Raw genomic sequence first — 13,729 nt, forward strand, 5'->3', positions numbered from 1 at the left:
CATGTGGGTTAAAAAAGGAGTTATTTACAAACCTGACGGAAGCATGCCACATAGTTTGTCGCACGCACAGGTTCCATTTGCATATAAACACAAAGACTTTCTTCGCATTTACTTTTCGACCCGCGATGCGAGTACACAATCGCGGCCGACTTTTATAGATGTGGATTACGACGATCCCAAAAAGATCCTCTACGTTCATGATAAGCCCATTCTGGAACTCGGCGGACCGGGAGAATACGACGAAACCGGCGCAATGCCCGCATGGTTTGTAGACCGCCCGAATGGCGATATCTGGCTTTACTACACGGGCTGGAACCGCACGCATAATTCTTACCGGCTTTCAATGGGACTTGCGGAGAGTCATGATGGTGGGTTGACTTTCAAGAAAAAGTTTGTCGGCCCTATTATGGATCGCAGCATTCAAAACCCGTTGTGGGCTGCCCAGCCTTCGGTCATGATCGACGACGATGGTACCTGGCGGATGTGGTACATTTCCGGGCACAAATGCGAATGGATCCACGGTTACCCTGAACCTTACTACCGCGCCCAATCTGCTACTTCCAAAGATGGTATTCACTGGGAGATCAGCGACATTCCAACACTTGATTTTGACGATTTTCTGCACGCAGTAGGTCGGCCGAGCGTTTTCAAGGAAGATGGTATTTACAAAATGTATTACTCATACCGTCATTCCCGGGATTACCGCACGGATCGTAATCAGAGTTACCGGCTGGGCTATGCAGAATCTGCGGACGGAACAACCTGGGAGCGGAAAGACCATCTGGTAGGAATTGCAAAATCAGACAATCCGGAGGATTTCGATTATCAGATGATCGATTACGCCAATTTTTACCAGCACAACGGCAAACGTTATCTGCTGTATAATGGAAATGGCTTTGGTGCGGCGGGATTTGCTTATGCAGTCTGGGAGGATTAATCTCCTGAAAAAGACTGATCTAAGTCACTTCTGCATTGCCAAAAGAATAATAATTTTGAGTGATCATTATTACTTAAACTTCACACAAGCAATCAGAAAATGAGTACACTTCAAGAACAGTTCAACAGAGACGGTTATGTGCTTTTAAGAGATTACCTCGACAAAGACATTATCAATACAATATATACGGACGCGCGGAAAATCTTTGCGACGCAGATCAAGCATGTTACCGGAAGGTCGGTCGATATAGACGATCGTGATGCATTTGAAAACGCGATGTTTGAATTTTTTGAGAAAGATTTCAATGCATTTGTTAACACAGGCAAAACGGTACAGCATACATTTTCACTGCATCGCCTTGGTGTTGATCCTTTGATCGAAAACCTTTTGAAAGAAGTTGGTTTATCTAATCCAATCATCGGCGCACGTGCTGCAATGCAGTTTAACAGCCGGTTTTTGTCAAAAGATGGAAGCAAGCACTGGAAACTGGATGCGCATCAGGACTGGCGCACAGGTCAGGGATCTCTGGACAGTACTGTAATCTGGTTCCCGATGGTTGACGCCGGTGCGGATATCGGTGCATTGCAGGTGATTCCAGGCAGCCACACAACCGGTCTGAGAGCATCTTCAACTTCCGGTTACCAGGGTGGAATTACTGCCGAGTTGAAAGACGAGGATTTTGTCCAGACTGAGTTCAAAGTAGGTGATATTCTGATTTTCTCTGCGTTTTTGATCCACCAATCAGGAAATAACATTACTAACAACATTCGCTGGTCTGTTCAGCTGCGGTACAACAATCTCGACGAACCTACATTCATCGAGCGCGGCTACCCGATGGCGTACATTTATAAACCGGAAACAGAACTGGTAACACCTGACTTCCCAAGCGTGGAGCAGTTGAAAGGGGTTTTTAGTTAAACCTAAAAATCTGGATGAAATCAACACATGAAAGTATCAGTCTGCGTTCCGACATATAATCACGAGAAGTACATTGCACAGATGCTCGAAGGGGCTTTCATGCAACAAACTGATTTTGACTTTGAAATTGTAATCGGCGACGATGCGTCTACGGACCGTACGCAAGATATTATCAGAGATTATGAAAAGAGAAAGCCCGGCAAAATCCGGGCTTTTCTGCATTCTGAGAACCAGGGCCCAAGCGAGCCGCGGGAATTTGCCGGTCGCAATAATGTGCTGCAACTGGTTAAAGCCTGCAAAGGCGAATATGTGGCCATGTGCGAAGGCGATGATTACTGGGCAGACCCGCTGAAATTGCAGAAGCAGGTCGACTTTCTGGATAAAAACCCCGATTTCAGCGTGTGTCACCATAATATGCGCGTTGTTTACGAAGATGGATCTCCTGAACATTTGTTTAATAAACCCGATCAGAAATTAATTTCGGGTATTGAAGATATCCTGGAAGACAAATGGTTTTTCGCCACAGCAAGCTGGTTGTACCGGAATCCTTTCCAGGATCATGATTTTGCTGAATGGCACGCGAAAGCCGCTGCAGGCGACTGGGCTTTGATGATACAGCTTGCCGCAAGAGGCAAAATCGGTTACCTGCCGGATGTAATGGGGGTATACAGAAAGCATAGTGCGGGGCTGAGCAATGTTCACGCACATACAAATATTCCTTTTTTACAAAATAGAAAGGAAATGTTTGAAAACGTAGACAAGTGGCTGGACTACAAGTATCACGACGTTGTCTCAAAAACGATAGCAGGCTACGAGGCCAAGCTTGCAATACGCTGAAAATTGGCAGTTCGAATTAATAATCTTTAATTTGTACTGTTTTCAACTACTGACTTTTATGAAGCTAAGCGTCGTAATACCAGCATATAATGAGGAAGAGTCCATTACACACACGCTGGTATCTCTTTACAATACATTAAATAAATACAATATCCCTCACGAAATATGCGTGACCAATGATAATTCCAAAGACGGAACGTTGCGGGTATTGGACGAGCTTTCACTTCAAATTCCCACACTGGTTTACTACACCAACCCGGGTCCAAATGGTTTTGGATATGCAGTAAGATATGGATTGGAACGTTTTAAAGGAGATTGTGTAGCCGTTTTCATGGCCGATATGTCCGACGATCCCGAAGATCTTGTTAAATATTATAACAAAATGGTGGAAGGCGATTACGATTGCGTATTCGGCTCCCGCTGGGACAAAGGCGGAAAGGTGATTGACTACCCGGCACTGAAAAAAGTGATCAACCGCGTCGCTAACTTCATTGTTCGCATTGTAATGGGGATCAAGTACAATGATACTACGAATGCATTCAAGCTGTATAAACGGGAAACCATCGAGGGTATCAAACCTTTTTTAGCTCCTCACTTCAATCTCACCATTGAACTTCCGCTGAAAGCAATGGTGCGTGGCTTTAATTATGCGGTTGTACCAAACAGCTGGACAAACCGGAAATATGGCGAGTCAAAGCTCAAAATAAAGGAAATGGGAAGCAGGTATTTCTTTATCCTGATGTACTGCCTCATTGAAAAGTACTTCTCGCAGGGAGATTTCATGAAGAAAACAACTGCGCCAAAGAAAGAAGTGAGCCGCTGAGGAACAGCCGCCGTGGAACAGCCGATGAGGAACAGCCGCTGACCACTGCGGCAATGCTACTTGATCCAATCCTGAATGAATGTGACCTTATGTGCGATGTAGGAAATCCCAAGTCCCCAGATAATCGCACTTAGCGACATCCACATGAATATGGAGTGTTTCGGGACGCGGAATGCTACTGCAAGGATCGGCCCGAAGAGTGGCGTAAACAATGGCGGGGTTAGAAAAGCGATACCGATGATACCAAAACGTTTCCAGATATTGACTGCAATGCGGTTTGTCCGGGTAAACTTTTTAGGCCTCGACTTTCTTCGCTTTTTAATAAATGTCTGAATCCCTCCTCCGATATACGTCAATATCAGAACAGTGAACATCATCCCGATTGCGGAGCAGATTGCTGTTTCTATCCAGGTTAATTTCAGGATTACACCCGTGATCGGACCGCCAAAGAATTTGAGTGTACTGGCAAGTGCAACAGATAAGTATTTGAGAAGGGTGGTTTTCATTTATACTTTCACCTGGATCATATCAGAAGCAAAACGCCTGGTTGCTTCATTGGTTTCAACATAGTCAGAATAGGAAGGGTTACCGATGAAAGCTATTTTGGCAAGGCTTTCGGTAATTACGTCCGAAATATCCAGAAATCCTATCCGGTCGTGCAGGAATGCATCCACAGCTATTTCGTTTGCGGCATTGACGATACAGGCTGCATTTCCGCCTTTTTCCAAAACTTCATAAGCGATCGCGAGATTCCTGAAAGTTTCCAGGTCGGGCTTTTCGAATGTTAGTGAAGGATAATTAGCAAAATTGAATCTTGGAAAATCTGATTTCAGGCGATTAGGATAATCCAATGCATACTGAATGGGGAGCTTCATGTCCGGCAAGCCCATTTGTGCTTTGATACTGCCATCTTCAAACTGCACCAGCGAATGAATGATACTTTGCGGATGCACGATCACGTCAATCTGGGAAGCCTGCAAGTCAAACAGCCACTTTGCTTCAATCACTTCAAGCCCCTTATTCATCAAGGTAGCCGAATCAATGGTAATCTTCGCGCCCATACTCCAGTTGGGGTGTTTCAATGCCTGCGCTTTGGTTACCTCAGCCAAAAACGCACGGTCCTTTCCTCTGAACGGGCCGCCAGATGCAGTCAGGATAATCTTCTCGATCGCATTGTTTTCCTCTCCCGCAAGACATTGAAATATAGCAGAGTGCTCTGAATCAACAGGGTATATACTTACATGATGTTCCCTGGCCAAAGCTGTGATGAGCTCACCGGCTACTACCAGCGTTTCTTTGTTCGCCAATGCGATTGTCTTCCCGGCTTTGATCGCGTGAATAGTAGGCAGCAGCCCCGAGTAGCCGACCATTGCGGTAAGAACGATATCCACATTGTAGCTTTCGACTACGGAAACCAATGCTTCTTCACCCTGATATACCTTTACCGGAAATGGGGCCAGTGCTGTTTTTACCTTGTCAAACTGATCTCCATTACAAATTACCACCTCGGAAGGCAGGAATTTAACTGCTTGTTCTATCAGCAAATCGGCGTTGTTGCCGGCAGTAAGTACGGCTACGGTAAATACCTCAGGATTGGCGCTGATCACATCAAGCGCTTGCGTTCCAATTGATCCGGTTGACCCTAAAATGGCTATTCTCTTCTTCATTCTTTTCTATTTTAAGGTCATCCCCTGTTTCTGAACTTCACCAATTCATCTGCAATCTTTCTGTCGTTGGACAACCGCGGCACTTTATTCTGTCCGCCCAGCTTTCCATTTGCACGCATGAAATCGATAAATGCATTCTTCGGAAGTGGTACCAGTTGCAGCGTTTTCAGGATACTTCCCTCGATCAGGTCCTTATAGTAAATGTTCAGCTCTGTCAGGCGACGGTCTACATCTGCCACAAACTGCTCCATATTGTTAGGCAAAGTAGCAAACTCAACCAACCATTCATGATAAGGGAGCCCGCCTTCCTGCGGGTTTACCATTGGTGCAACCGTGAATTCGACCACCTCTACCTCCGGGTGCCGCTCCATTCCAAATTTAAGCGCCTTTTCAATCTCCTCTCCGATCACGTGCTCGCCAAATGCGGATATAAAATGTTTGATCCTTCCTGTTACCAGGATTTTATATGGGTTTGTAGAAACAAATCGCACAGTATCACCAAGCGAGTAGCCCCAAAGTCCTGCATTGTTATTCACGATCATCGCGTAGTTTTTGCCAACTTCCACTTCACCGATTGAATATCTTGGCGGGTTTTTGTCAAAAAACTGATCAGCAGGAATAAACTCATAGAAAATGCCGGTATCCAGCAAAAGCAGCAATCCCTCTTCATGCTGCACATCCTGGTAGGCAAAAAAGCCTTCCGAGGCTGGATACAGTTCAATGGAATCGATGGACTTGCCAATGGACTCGAACAATTTTGCACGATAAGGTTCAAAATTAACTCCTCCATATATAAAGAGAGAGAAGTCCGGAAAAACGTCCTTGATCTTCTTGCCTGTCCGCTCGATAATCCTGTCGAAATACATTTGTACCCAGGGCGGAATCCCGGATATCAGTGACATGGGCTGGTCGATTGTTTCGTCAATTATCTTTTCCAGCTTGGTCTCCCAGTCCTCAATGCAGTTGGTTTCGTAACTGGGCATTTGGTTTCTCCGCAGATAACCCGGAACGTGGTGGTTGGAGATACCTGACAAACGACCTGTCAGTACCCCGCCTGTTTCTGTCAGTACCGGGCTGCCAGACAGGAAAATGAGCTTTTTGTCTAAAAATTGAGATTTCCCGGTTTCAGCAATGTACGTCAAAATGGCATTTCTTGCCGAGTCGATGTGATTGGAAATGGAGTCTCTGGAGATCGGTATATACTTGGTTCCGGAAGTAGTTCCGGAAGTTTTGGCAAAATACAGCGGCTTGCCTGGCCAGAGGATATTGTCTGCCCCCTCTTTGATCTTGCCGATGTAGCCTTTCAGGTCTTCATAATCTGAAACCGGCACGGCCTGTTTGAAGTCTGAATAAGATTGAATATCCCGGAAATGGTGGTCTTTCCCGAACTCGGTACCGGCCGCTTTGGCGACTAATTCCTGCCTCCATTTTTCCTGAACCGCAATGCTTTCAGAGATCCATTGCTTCTGCTGCTGAACAATATATCGCGCCAGCGGCTGACTCAAAATTGCTTTGATTCCCATAGTAAAAACAAAGGTACGTAGTAATTGTAAATTCTGTCAAAGGGGCTAATTATGACGTATTTTTACCCACTTTGAGGCAACTTCCTAAATTTTTTAAATGCCTTTGTTTGTGGACAATAATCTGTAATTTTGCCAACCTGAAATCAAAGTGAGCGCAAATTTTAACAAATTATATGGGATTGTTTGATTTTTTGACTAGCGATATTGCGATTGATTTAGGTACTGCCAATACTTTGATCATTCATAAAGATACAGTAGTAGTTGACGAGCCTTCTATCATTGCCATGGACAAAACCACGGGCAAAGTTCTGGCGATCGGCCACACGGCCATGCAAATGCATGAGAAGACCAACGAAAATATAAAAACAATCCGCCCACTCAAAGATGGTGTAATTGCAGACTTTACGGCAGCCGAAATGATGATCCGCGGGATGATCAAAATGATCGATACCGGCAGCCGTTTTTTCACGCCTTCACACCGAATGGTAGTTTGTATTCCTTCGGGAATTACGGAAGTTGAAAAACGTGCGGTTAAGGATTCCTGCGAGCATGCAGGTGCCAAGGAAGTTTACATGGTACACGAGCCCATTGCAGCCGCAATCGGTATAGGAATCGACATTACCCAGCCGAACGGTGTAATGATCGTGGACATTGGTGGTGGTACTACTGAAATCGCCGTAATTGCACTTTCAGGTATTGTCTGCGAGCAGTCTGTACGCATTGCGGGGGACGTTTTTACTCGTGATATCGTCGATTATATGCGCCGTGAGCACAACCTGCTGATCGGTGAACGTTCTGCGGAACTGATTAAAATGGCTATCGGCTCAGCTTCGCCTGAGTTGGAAGTGCCTTTGGATGATTACCAGATCCGCGGGCGCGATTTAATGACGGGTATTCCGAAAGAAATTCGCGTGACGTATAGTGAGATCGCGTATTCTCTTGATAAGTCCATTTCCAAAATCGAGGAAGGCGTTATGAAGGCGCTGGAAATCTCTCCACCTGAGCTTTCAGCTGATATCTTCAAAAACGGTATTTACCTGACAGGCGGCGGGGCTCTGATCCACGGATTAGACAGACGTATCGCGCAGAAGACCAAACTGCCGGTTCACATTGCTGACGATCCTTTAAAGGCGGTGGTAAAAGGTACTGGAGAAGTTCTCAAAAACCTCGAACTCTACAAGCCTGTATTGATTTCTTAGGATCGGCTCGCGCATAGTTTATCAATTTGGCCTCAGGCCCGACGTTCGAAAATTTTATATTTTTGTACATCGTGCGCCGCACAACGTATTCGTGCGCCAGGTGATGAACTGCGCGTGAACTTTTTAGCCCATGCTCCAACTTGTTGATTTCGTCATTCGAAATCGTTTTTTTCTGGTTTTCGTGCTGCTGGAAGTACTCAGTGTTTGGCTCATCGTGCGCAGCAATACCTATTGGGGAGCTACTTATTTCAATACCTCCAATTACTACGTTGCTAAAACACTTGCGTTTTCTAACTCAGCCCGGGAATTTACCAAACTCGACGAAATCAATGCGGACCTTGCTGCCGAAAATGCCAGGCTGCACGCACTTGTTACAACCCTGAATCAGCAAAAGCCGGTTGACTCTCCTTCCGGCTACATTCCCGATTCAGCATTCGCTTCGAGGTATACTTACACTGTTGCCAAGGTGGTTGACAATGAAACCAACAAGCAGAACAATGTACTGACTATCGACAAAGGTACTGCACACGGGATCAAGCCTGGTATGGGAGTCATTTCTGCTACCGGTGTTGTGGGCAAAGTCAGGTTCTGCTCTGAGCAGTATTCTGTTATTACTTCGATCCTGCATTCGCAATTCATGGTTTCCAGCAAACTGGTACGCAGCAAGGAGATAGGATATGCCAAATGGCCAGGTAAAGACCCCAACTTCATTGATCTGATTGACGTATCCAAGTACACGAAAATCTTCAAGGGCGACTCGGCTGTTACTTCTGATCAAAACTCGGTCTTTCCTCCGGGCATTATGGTCGGCAAAGTGGAGAATGTGAGCGTGCACCCTAATCAGACCTTTTACAATATCATTTTAAGGCTCTCTACAGACTTCCGGAACCTCTCGTACGTTTATGTGGTACAAAATCAACAACTTGGGGAGCAGGAAAATCTGAAAGAACGTACTATTGAAAAACGATGAGTTTAAGAGAAGCCATACAATATTCGCTGATGATCCTGCTGTATCTGTTCCTACAGATCTTCTTCATGCGCAATATGGTTTTGTTCAATTATGCATTCTGCTTTATCTATATCGCCGGCGTTTTGCTGCTGCCTGCGGACATTGACAGGATGTATTTGCTGCTGATTGCATTCGGGATCGGCTTTACGGTCGATGTTTTTTCAAATACTTTTGGCATGCATGCCTCCGCTACAGTCCTGATCGCCTATATCCGTCCTTTCCTGATCCACTTTCAGATGAAGTCAAAGGGAGCTGAGCGGGCCGAGGTCGGAATCCGCACCCAGGGCTTTGGCGCATTCATTTCCTATGTGTTCCCACTTGTCCTGCTGCATCATTCTGTGCTCTTTTTAATGGAGATCAATCATTTTGGAATGATCCTTTACACCCTGATCCGCATTGGTGCCAGCACGCTCTTAACTACTCTCCTCATTATATTACTGGAACTTTTTTCTAAACGCTGAATATGCCAATTTGGCACAATCCTGATTTTGGCTCGGAATTTGATGTAGCTACATTAATTGTACGATGAGCAAAAAGGCAGTTTTCGAAAATGGTGAGTTCTGTCTTTTTCTAATTTTATCGTGAAGCAGTGGCTGTTAAATAGCTTCAACGAGCCATTTGTCAAAAATAATTTGTACCGTTTGGAGCTGTTATTAATCTTTGTAAATTCAGCATTCCTATGTTAGTTGCCATGTCAGAAACGCTCACGACTAATGGATACACGGATGATCTTCGTTATGAAGTATTTAACCGCGAATTCATGCCTCATATCGACTCCATGTATAACTTCGCCTTTCGCCTTACCATGGATGAAGACGATGCAAATGACCTGGTTCAGGATACATACTTAAAAGCTTTCCGGTTTATTTCTTCGTTTGAACAAGGTACAAATGCCAAAGCCTGGTTATTTAGGATCCTTAAAAATAGCTTCATAAACGACTACCGTAAAAAGAGCAAAGAACCTTCAAAAGTCGATTACCAGGAAGTTGAAACCACATACAATTCAGAAGAAGCTTCTGATACTACGTACACAGTGGATCTTCGCGCAGATGCAGTTCAGGAGCTGATTGGAGACGAAGTGGCCAATGCATTGAACGCACTTCCGGTCGATTTCCGTACGGTAATTATCCTTTGTGATATCGAAGGCTTCACGTACGAGGAAATGGCCAAGATACTTGATATTCCTATTGGCACTGTACGTTCAAGGTTGCACCGCGCGCGTAACCTTTTGAAAGAAAAATTAAAGAGTTATGCAAGTTCAATGGGATATGATTCGTAGGTTGTGAAACTTTTTTTGCAACCTATTCGGTTATAGGGTACAACAGAAACTTATTCCATTATTCTTTTCATTTTAAGTAATGAATGCATCTCCAACGACGCCTTCTGTGACAGAAGCTGCGCAAAACAAAGTCATGAAGCACACGTGTGAGCATCGCGCTCAGTGTATGAAGGTCATTCAGGCAATCCTGGATGATGAGGCGACCGAAGCTGAAAAAGACCATTTTCGCGATAATATGGATACATGCATTCCCTGCATCGAAGCGTATCGTCTGGAAAAATGCATCAAAGATTCGCTCAACCACAAAATAGAGAAGAAGCCCTGCCCCGAAAGTATCCTCAATACGATTTTAACTAAAATCAACAGTTAATCTGTTCGTGTGAAAGGTAAGCTCATCATATTTTCTGCCCCTTCCGGTTCTGGAAAAACCACCATTGTCAGACACTTATTAAGTAAGTACAGTAACCAGCTCGCATTTTCTGTCTCTGCTTGCACACGCGAGAAACGGGACCATGAAGTATCGGGAAAAGATTACTACTTCCTCTCATTATCAGACTTTCGTCAGAAAATTGCTGACCAGGAGTTTGCTGAATGGGAAGAAGTGTACGCGGGCAATTATTACGGTACATTAAAATCAGAAATCCAGCGACTTTGGGCTGAGGGCAAACACGTTATTTTTGATGTAGACGTAAAGGGCGGCTTAAAGCTTAAAGAAGCTTACGGAGATCAGGCTCTTGCGGTGTTCGTAAAAGTTACCTCCGAAGAGGAAATTCAGCGCCGGTTGGCCGGACGAGGCACAGAGTCGGCAGATACGCTAGCAACCAGGCTTGCAAAAGTTCGTTACGAGCAAAGCTTTGAGCATGAATTTGACGAAGTGCTGGTTAATAATGAGCTCAACGTGGCCCTTGAAAATGCAGAAAAACTGGTAGAACGTTTTCTTGCATCTTAACTTCACTGCATGAAAATCGGTCTATTTTTCGGGTCTTTCAATCCCATTCATATAGGGCATTTGATCATTGCCAACTCCATGCAGGCAACCACAGACCTGGAACAAATCTGGTTTGTCGTCAGTCCGCAAAATCCATTTAAAAAGAACAGTAGTTTACTACACGAATTCGACCGCTTTGATCTGGTTGAGCGCGCTATTTCTGACAATCCTGCATTCCGGGCCAGTGATGTCGAGTTCCACATGCCCAAGCCAAGTTATACCATTGATACACTGATCCGTATTCAGGAAAAATTTCCTCAGCACGAATTCAGGCTGATTATGGGGGAAGACAATCTGGCGCAGTTCCCTAATTGGAAAAATTACGAACAGATACTTGAATATACAGGCTTGTACGTATATCCGAGGCCCGGTTCAAAGCCACACGCTTTCGCCAACCACAAGGCGGTAAGGTTTGTTGAAGCGCCTTTGCTGGATATTTCAGCCACATTCATCCGGTCTGCGATAAAGAAGGGGATATCGATCAAATACCTCGTGCCGGAGCCTGTAGAGCAGCTGATTAAGATCAGGAAGTTCTACCAATAATTACAATGGCCGGCTCTGGTAAGTAATCTCTGACAGAAGCCCGACTGCATTAAATTTCAGAATCACTTTCTCTGCGTTCGAAGGCGACTGGATATTTTCGCATTGCGGGCCTTTCTCCAAAAAATAGACATAGAATTTCTGGTTCCGCTCTCCAAGCTGGTGAATATCAGGGCGGCCGAGTATCTTGGTAATATCATCAGCAAATTTCCCTTTCAGTTCTTCCTGCACAGCTTTAAAATCCTTTTTAAGCACTCCGCGAATATCCTCACATCCACCCCGATCAGAACGCCATTTTTTAAGATCCAACACACCCAGTTTGTCCGGCGCAGAGCCGCATGCATTCAATACCACAAATAGTATCAGAATATAAAATTTGTCCGCAAATTTCATTTTAGACAATTGCTTTCGTTAAGTTTAAATTGATCCACGAAGCTACCTTATACTTCTCAATACATGAAATTAACAGCATTGTTTTTGGCTTTGTTTTCGATTGCTGTCGCAACAAATGCACAAGTGGCGCCGGTTGACGGAACGGATTGTGCAAAGCTGTTTTTTAATGCATTACAGGAGAAAGATGCAGCCGCATTGGATCAATTACTTACTGCAGACTTTACGGTGATCAGCTTCAATGGACAGCAAATCAGCAGGGAGCAATTGAAACAGGCAATAAGCGAAGGTTTGCTCGTCATTGAATCCGGCATGCTCTCCGGTATCGGTACCCGTAATTACCGCGATGTAGCCGTAGTTACCGGTTTGTGGAGCGTGCGCGCAAGGTTACAGAACAGCAGCTTCCAGGGTGATCTGAGTTACATGACAGTGTGTGTCAGAGCTGGTGGCAGGTGGCAGGTTTCCGCTGTGCAGCTTACCCCGGTGAACTAGATAGGAATGCAGTTAAACAAAAAAAGGAGCCTTTGAAGGCTCCTTTTTCATATCTGTTTCCTTTGATCTACACATTCATCAAAGACTCACGACGGCGCATTTTACCAGCCGGGATCCCGAACATCATTTTGAAACGACGGCAGAAATAGGCAGTGTCTTTGTAACCTACGTCAGAACCAATTGCACGAATGCTTTTCTTGGATGTACGAAGCAGGTCTACCGCTTTTTCCATTCTTTGGTACTCGATGTAATCCTGTGGGTTAATACCTGTCAGCATCTTGAAATACTGACCTACATAATCCTCAGAGACATTTGCCACATTGGCCAGCACTTTATTGGAAAGATCGCCGCCCAGGTTGTCCTTGATATAGGCAAAAATGTCAATCAGACGCGGATCTTTGAAATAGGTACTGTTTGTAACCAGCTGCTCAACAAACAGCTTGTTTTTAAGAATGTAGCGAATGATTTCAATTACAACTTCTTCTGTCTTTATCTTGATGATACGACCCTTTCCAGGTGTATCGAGCATATCTTCTGTCAGGATCTGGTTGATTGTAGCCGCGATCTGATCGTCTCTTTTGATCAAAAATGGAGGTACATCGAGTGAAGTGAAAAAGTTGACAGTATCGAAAACCTTTGCTTCAAAAGAAATCAAGCCGAAAGAGTTAGGAAGCTTTCCGATCAATGCAGGATCGTGACCAGCGTCGATGTAGTTGTCTCGATTGGTCATGAACTCCTCGTTCGATACAGTCTTGGCTGTCTGAGTATTCCCGTAAGTCACAGTAGCGTGTTTTCCACCAGGAATGAAAAGCATATCACCTTCTTCCACCTTCTGAGACTCTTCAGAGCCGAAAGAAACTTCTCCATCGTACAGAATCGTAAGTGAGTTCTGAACATCGTAGAAATTCTTAATTGTAATAGGCTGCAAAATCCGTATATGACGGGCTTTCACGAATTTTACCCCTAAAGATTCAATAATCTTATTATAATCTTCCATACTTTATATGTTTAAGGGTCCTTTCGACCGTAACTTTCAATTTTTGTACAAATCTAATAAATTGTACAAAACTAATACAAGTATAGATTGACAAAAAACTGAAAAAAAATGATATTTTGATATCATTTAA

17 protein-coding genes are annotated in these 13,729 nt (G+C 44.5%); 12 read left to right on the forward strand and 5 right to left on the reverse strand.

Annotated features, from left to right (window positions below; genetic code table 11):
* The first annotated feature begins 1 nt into the window (after position 1).
* The 4 genes from AC1XTG_RS25080 (at position 2) to AC1XTG_RS25095 (ending at position 3,515) form a co-directional block, all read left to right on the forward strand.
* Positions 2-937 carry a glycoside hydrolase family protein gene (locus AC1XTG_RS25080; protein WP_484843838.1) on the forward strand — a complete coding sequence of 312 codons (936 nt, stop codon included), beginning with the start codon at positions 2-4 and terminating at the stop codon, positions 935-937.
* Positions 938-1,036: 99 nt separating this feature from the next.
* On the forward strand, positions 1,037-1,855 hold the full coding sequence (locus tag AC1XTG_RS25085) for a phytanoyl-CoA dioxygenase family protein (protein ID WP_484843839.1): 819 nt from the start codon (positions 1,037-1,039) through the stop codon (positions 1,853-1,855).
* Positions 1,856-1,882: 27 nt separating this feature from the next.
* The gene (locus tag AC1XTG_RS25090) at positions 1,883-2,692 is read left to right on the forward strand and encodes a glycosyltransferase family 2 protein (RefSeq protein ID WP_484843840.1); all 810 of its coding nucleotides are present in this window, start codon (positions 1,883-1,885) and stop codon (positions 2,690-2,692) included.
* 58 nt (positions 2,693-2,750) lie between these two features.
* Complete coding sequence (locus tag AC1XTG_RS25095) at positions 2,751-3,515, forward strand: glycosyltransferase family 2 protein (RefSeq protein ID WP_056279096.1); 765 nt, start codon at positions 2,751-2,753, stop codon at positions 3,513-3,515.
* A gap of 56 nt (positions 3,516-3,571) precedes the next feature.
* Here AC1XTG_RS25095 and AC1XTG_RS25100 read toward each other — a convergent pair whose 3' ends face one another.
* The 3 genes from AC1XTG_RS25100 to AC1XTG_RS25110 are packed head-to-tail and all read right to left on the reverse strand — an operon-like array spanning position 3,572 to position 6,705.
* Entirely contained in the window at positions 3,572-4,021 is a 450-nt protein-coding gene (locus AC1XTG_RS25100) for a hypothetical protein (protein ID WP_484843841.1), read from the reverse strand.
* The gene (locus AC1XTG_RS25105) at positions 4,022-5,182 is read right to left on the reverse strand and encodes a 1-deoxy-D-xylulose-5-phosphate reductoisomerase (protein ID WP_484843842.1); all 1,161 of its coding nucleotides are present in this window, start codon (positions 5,180-5,182) and stop codon (positions 4,022-4,024) included.
* A gap of 17 nt (positions 5,183-5,199) precedes the next feature.
* Positions 5,200-6,705, reverse strand: coding sequence for a GH3 auxin-responsive promoter family protein (locus tag AC1XTG_RS25110; RefSeq protein WP_484843843.1), 1,506 nt, complete (start codon positions 6,703-6,705; stop codon positions 5,200-5,202).
* A 173-nt stretch (positions 6,706-6,878) separates the two neighbouring features.
* Between AC1XTG_RS25110 and AC1XTG_RS25115 the strand changes: the two genes are divergently transcribed.
* The 7 genes from AC1XTG_RS25115 (at position 6,879) to nadD (ending at position 11,723) form a co-directional block, all read left to right on the forward strand.
* Positions 6,879-7,904, forward strand: a complete 1,026-nt coding sequence (locus AC1XTG_RS25115; protein WP_015813280.1) for a rod shape-determining protein — start codon at positions 6,879-6,881, stop codon at positions 7,902-7,904.
* Between the two features lie 130 nt (positions 7,905-8,034).
* A complete protein-coding gene (gene mreC, locus AC1XTG_RS25120; RefSeq protein ID WP_484843844.1) occupies positions 8,035-8,874 on the forward strand; it encodes a rod shape-determining protein MreC in 840 nt (279 codons plus the stop codon).
* Positions 8,871-9,374: a hypothetical protein gene (locus tag AC1XTG_RS25125; RefSeq protein WP_484843845.1), complete on the forward strand. Its 504-nt coding sequence runs from the start codon at positions 8,871-8,873 to the stop codon at positions 9,372-9,374. The genes mreC and AC1XTG_RS25125 overlap by 4 nt, the downstream gene beginning before the upstream one ends.
* Positions 9,375-9,592: 218 nt before the next feature.
* Positions 9,593-10,192 carry a sigma-70 family RNA polymerase sigma factor gene (locus AC1XTG_RS25130; protein WP_031529693.1) on the forward strand — a complete coding sequence of 200 codons (600 nt, stop codon included), beginning with the start codon at positions 9,593-9,595 and terminating at the stop codon, positions 10,190-10,192.
* A gap of 79 nt (positions 10,193-10,271) precedes the next feature.
* Positions 10,272-10,562 (forward strand): phosphohydrolase, encoded by a 291-nt coding sequence (locus AC1XTG_RS25135; protein ID WP_484843846.1) that lies wholly within the window; start codon positions 10,272-10,274, stop codon positions 10,560-10,562.
* Positions 10,563-10,571: 9 nt separating this feature from the next.
* A complete protein-coding gene (gene gmk, locus AC1XTG_RS25140) occupies positions 10,572-11,141 on the forward strand; it encodes a guanylate kinase (protein WP_484843847.1) in 570 nt (189 codons plus the stop codon).
* A gap of 9 nt (positions 11,142-11,150) precedes the next feature.
* On the forward strand, positions 11,151-11,723 hold the full coding sequence (nadD, locus tag AC1XTG_RS25145; protein WP_056279086.1) for a nicotinate (nicotinamide) nucleotide adenylyltransferase: 573 nt from the start codon (positions 11,151-11,153) through the stop codon (positions 11,721-11,723).
* On the opposite strand, the gene AC1XTG_RS25150 is transcribed toward nadD, so the two are convergent.
* Entirely contained in the window at positions 11,724-12,113 is a 390-nt protein-coding gene (locus tag AC1XTG_RS25150) for a hypothetical protein (protein WP_056279085.1), read from the reverse strand.
* Positions 12,114-12,176: 63 nt separating this feature from the next.
* Between AC1XTG_RS25150 and AC1XTG_RS25155 the strand changes: the two genes are divergently transcribed.
* The gene (locus AC1XTG_RS25155; protein WP_484843848.1) at positions 12,177-12,602 is read left to right on the forward strand and encodes a nuclear transport factor 2 family protein; all 426 of its coding nucleotides are present in this window, start codon (positions 12,177-12,179) and stop codon (positions 12,600-12,602) included.
* 67 nt (positions 12,603-12,669) lie between these two features.
* Here AC1XTG_RS25155 and AC1XTG_RS25160 read toward each other — a convergent pair whose 3' ends face one another.
* Positions 12,670-13,599, reverse strand: coding sequence for a helix-turn-helix domain-containing protein (locus AC1XTG_RS25160; protein ID WP_031529699.1), 930 nt, complete (start codon positions 13,597-13,599; stop codon positions 12,670-12,672).
* Positions 13,600-13,729 lie beyond the last annotated feature (130 nt).

The sequence above is a fragment of the Dyadobacter sp. HNCC25DJ183 genome (assembly GCF_056895175.1).

What these genes read in the sequence shown, in the direction of transcription:
- AC1XTG_RS25150 (WP_056279085.1), bottom strand. Translation starts at nt 12,113, where the DNA reads ATGAAATTTGCGGACAAATTTTATATTCTGATACTATTTGTGGTATTG.
- AC1XTG_RS25110 (WP_484843843.1), bottom strand. Translation starts at nt 6,705, where the DNA reads ATGGGAATCAAAGCAATTTTGAGTCAGCCGCTGGCGCGATATATTGTT.
- AC1XTG_RS25125 (WP_484843845.1), top strand. Translation starts at nt 8,871, where the DNA reads ATGAGTTTAAGAGAAGCCATACAATATTCGCTGATGATCCTGCTGTAT.
- AC1XTG_RS25130 (WP_031529693.1), top strand. Translation starts at nt 9,593, where the DNA reads ATGTTAGTTGCCATGTCAGAAACGCTCACGACTAATGGATACACGGAT.
- AC1XTG_RS25080 (WP_484843838.1), top strand. Translation starts at nt 2, where the DNA reads ATGTGGGTTAAAAAAGGAGTTATTTACAAACCTGACGGAAGCATGCCA.
- AC1XTG_RS25095 (WP_056279096.1), top strand. Translation starts at nt 2,751, where the DNA reads ATGAAGCTAAGCGTCGTAATACCAGCATATAATGAGGAAGAGTCCATT.
- AC1XTG_RS25100 (WP_484843841.1), bottom strand. Translation starts at nt 4,021, where the DNA reads ATGAAAACCACCCTTCTCAAATACTTATCTGTTGCACTTGCCAGTACA.
- AC1XTG_RS25135 (WP_484843846.1), top strand. Translation starts at nt 10,272, where the DNA reads ATGAATGCATCTCCAACGACGCCTTCTGTGACAGAAGCTGCGCAAAAC.
- AC1XTG_RS25160 (WP_031529699.1), bottom strand. Translation starts at nt 13,599, where the DNA reads ATGGAAGATTATAATAAGATTATTGAATCTTTAGGGGTAAAATTCGTG.
- AC1XTG_RS25105 (WP_484843842.1), bottom strand. Translation starts at nt 5,182, where the DNA reads ATGAAGAAGAGAATAGCCATTTTAGGGTCAACCGGATCAATTGGAACG.
- mreC (WP_484843844.1), top strand. Translation starts at nt 8,035, where the DNA reads ATGCTCCAACTTGTTGATTTCGTCATTCGAAATCGTTTTTTTCTGGTT.
- AC1XTG_RS25115 (WP_015813280.1), top strand. Translation starts at nt 6,879, where the DNA reads ATGGGATTGTTTGATTTTTTGACTAGCGATATTGCGATTGATTTAGGT.
- nadD (WP_056279086.1), top strand. Translation starts at nt 11,151, where the DNA reads ATGAAAATCGGTCTATTTTTCGGGTCTTTCAATCCCATTCATATAGGG.
- AC1XTG_RS25090 (WP_484843840.1), top strand. Translation starts at nt 1,883, where the DNA reads ATGAAAGTATCAGTCTGCGTTCCGACATATAATCACGAGAAGTACATT.
- AC1XTG_RS25085 (WP_484843839.1), top strand. Translation starts at nt 1,037, where the DNA reads ATGAGTACACTTCAAGAACAGTTCAACAGAGACGGTTATGTGCTTTTA.
- AC1XTG_RS25155 (WP_484843848.1), top strand. Translation starts at nt 12,177, where the DNA reads ATGAAATTAACAGCATTGTTTTTGGCTTTGTTTTCGATTGCTGTCGCA.